Origin of the sequence: Nocardioides pelophilus (assembly GCF_014180685.1) — a bacterium.
GTDB classification, from domain to species: Bacteria; Actinomycetota; Actinomycetes; order Propionibacteriales; family Nocardioidaceae; genus Nocardioides; species Nocardioides pelophilus.
Map to the genome: position 1 here is coordinate 1 of NZ_JACEHF010000269.1, position 2,746 is coordinate 2,746.

Annotated in this window: 3 protein-coding genes; 2 read left to right on the top strand and 1 reads right to left on the bottom strand. The window is 70.6% G+C overall.

The genetic code is table 11. The annotated features are described in order from the left end of the window. A partial coding sequence (locus H0488_RS22725) for a DUF8832 domain-containing protein (protein ID WP_512698549.1) occupies positions 1-478 on the bottom strand: 478 nt, incomplete at its 3' end. Positions 479-626: 148 nt separating this feature from the next. Between H0488_RS22725 and H0488_RS22730 the strand changes: the two genes are divergently transcribed. Both H0488_RS22730 and H0488_RS22735 read left to right on the top strand, forming a co-directional pair. Continuing rightward, entirely contained in the window at positions 627-2,336 is a 1,710-nt protein-coding gene (locus tag H0488_RS22730) for a S8 family peptidase (RefSeq protein ID WP_183101466.1), read from the top strand. A gap of 211 nt (positions 2,337-2,547) precedes the next feature. Beyond that, the coding region (locus H0488_RS22735) for a hypothetical protein (protein ID WP_220794910.1) at positions 2,548-2,746 on the top strand (199 nt) is incomplete at its 3' end.

A 2,746-nucleotide genomic window follows, 5' to 3' on the forward strand; every position in this document is an offset into this window, starting at 1 on the left:
GCTCGGCGTCGCCCGGCAGGAAGTCGGCGACGACCCGGTAGTCGCCGGGCTCGGCGAGGTCCACCGGAACCGTCCAGGTGCCGTCGCCCGCCACGTCCGGGTGCAGGTGGCGGAAGACCGAGTAGTCGTCCCGGACGACGTAGAGGTGCATCGGCTTCGTCTGCTGCGGCGTGTAGTCGGTGACCGGCCGGCCGTCCGGGCCCAGGACCGTGAACGAGAGGTCGCCCGGCCCGTCGGTCCCGCCGGGGAGTCGCACATCGGTCAGGCGGTAGCCGCCCGCGCGAGACGTGGTGCCGTCGCCGATCGGCGTGGGGTCCGACCGGCCGGGGGCGTGCGTGTGGTCGTCGCCGTCGGCAAGCGGATTCAGCACGACCCGGTCGGATTCGGTGGCCGGCTCGTCCCCGGCGCAACCGGCGGCCGCGGCCAGGACCAGCACGGCGAACAGGGCAGGCAGGGCGGCGGGCGCTCGGCGTGGCACCGGCCCAGTGTGCCCGGTCGAAATCAGTGTCGACGAAATGGGCTGTTCTGCTCCCTCGGGCGCAATCCGGTGGCAGCATCAGGACGTTCGAGAATGACCCACCGAGGCGACCTCGGGTGCCGCCGATCACCCCCTCCGGAGTCATGTCATGCCTCGCTTCCTCCGTGCTCGCTCCCGCGCTCTCGGACTCGCTGCGGCGGTCCTCCTGACCGGCGGACTCGCGGCCGTCGGTGACGGATCGGCCGGGGCGGTCCCGGCCCGTGCCGACGACAAGGGCGGCTCCTCGTCCAGCGCGGCCGGCCGCGTCGTCGAGGGGCAGTACATCGTCGTGATGAAACCGCGCGCGAGCGTGTCGGCCATGCGGGATGCCCGGGCCGACGCCGTACAACGAGGCGGTGAGGTCCTCTTCAACTACACGGATGCGCTCAACGGCTTCGCGGCCAAGCTGCCGCCGGCAGCCCTCAGCGCGGTCGAGAACAACCCGAACGTCGCCTACGTCCAGGCCGACCGCACGGTGGCGGCGTTCGGCGACCAGTACGACCCGCCGTGGGGGCTCGACCGGATCGACCAGCGCACCCGGACGCTGAACCGCTCCTACCACTTCGAGCGCACCGGCGCAGGTGTCAAGGCGTACATCGTCGACACCGGGATCCGCCGCACGCACACGCAGTTCGGCTCCCGAGCCATCCACGGGTTCACGGCGGTCAACGACGGCAACGGCAGCCTCGACTGCAACGGCCACGGCACTCACGTCGCCGGCACGGTCGGCAGCAGCAAGTACGGCGTCGCCAAGTCGGTCACCCTGGTCGCGGTCCGGGTGCTCGACTGCGCGGGCAGCGGCACCAACGCCGGCGTCATCGCCGGTCTCAACTTCATCATCGGCAACCACGCCGCGAACACACCCGCGGTGGCGAACATGAGCCTCGGCAGCTCGTTCGACGCTGCGGTGAACACCGCCGTCGCCAACACCATCGCCGACGGTGTCAGCGTGGTCGTCGCCGCCGGCAACTCCAACCTCGATGCGTGCGGGTTCTCTCCCGCGAGTGCGCCGGATGCGCTCACCGTGGGTGCGACGACCTACACCGACGCGCGGGCGTCGTACTCGAACTTCGGCCCTTGCCTGGACCTGTTCGCGCCCGGCTCCCAGGTGCTGTCGACGCACCATCTGTCGGACGCCGCGCTCCACATCGAGAACGGCACCTCGATGGCGAGCCCGCACGTCGCGGGTGTCGTGGCGACCTACCTGCAGGCCAACCCCACCGCGACGCCGGCCGTCGTCGCGAACGCGGTGCGCAACAGCGCCTCGCCGAACCGGGTGACCGGCATCGGGGCCGGCTCGCCCAACAAGCTGCTCTACTCCAAGTTCAGCAGCACCGTGGTCTCTCCGCCGCCGCCGGCGACGACGAACCGGGTCAAGCAGGCGGGGTTCGAGTCCGGTCCCGGGATCTGGCAGGGCAACAATGATGGGAGCATCGACTGCGACGACGGCGGTCAGGCGCCGAGGACCGGCCGGTGCAACACCTACCTCGGCGGCTGGGGCGACGGCCGAATCGACATGCTCGGCCAGCGGGGGATCGTGCTGCCCTCCTCTCCCGCCCTGACTCTTCGGTTCTGGCTCCGGGTCGGGACCCAGGAGGTCGGCGCGACTCCCTTCGACAAGCTCTTCGTGCGCGTGATCTCCGGTGGGGTGACGACCACCCTCGCGACCTTCTCCAACGCCAACGCGACGGCGGGGTACGTCGTGCGCAGTGCGTCGCTGGCTGCGTTCACCGGGAAGACGATCGAGCTCCGGTTCGTGTCGGACGAGGACTTGAGCGTCCCCACGGCCTTCTTCATCGACGACGTCTCGATCCAGTGAGCCGGGTGAGCCGGAAGTAGGGAGGCGGGAGACCTTCCGGGGTATTTCCGAGAACTCCGGAGGATGTCCGGACCCGTGCAGTTGTCTGCAGTGCAAGAAGTTGAGCGTAGGCGCGGGGAACAACACATCACTAGGTTCCGCCCGGGAGCCCGATCGGGCGCCCGAGGCTGCGGCCCCACCCGGGCTGCCCGAACCATGAGGTGTGACTCACATGTCCACAGCAACACCCCGCGTCATCTCGCGGGCGATCGTCACGGCAGCCGTGGCGATCGCGACCGGCGGTGCCCTGATCGGGGGTGCCCCTCCGTCCGGAGCGGCCCCCGGCTCTCCGGCGACGCAACCCATCTCGGTCCAGAACGACGACCTGGCCCCGGTCGTCGGGCGCTCGGCGCCCGGCGCGATCGACGGCC

Bases quoted from the DNA above. Each gene is read 5' to 3' on its own strand.
- H0488_RS22730 (WP_183101466.1), top strand. From the start codon at position 627: ATGCCTCGCTTCCTCCGTGCTCGCTCCCGCGCTCTCGGACTCGCTGCG.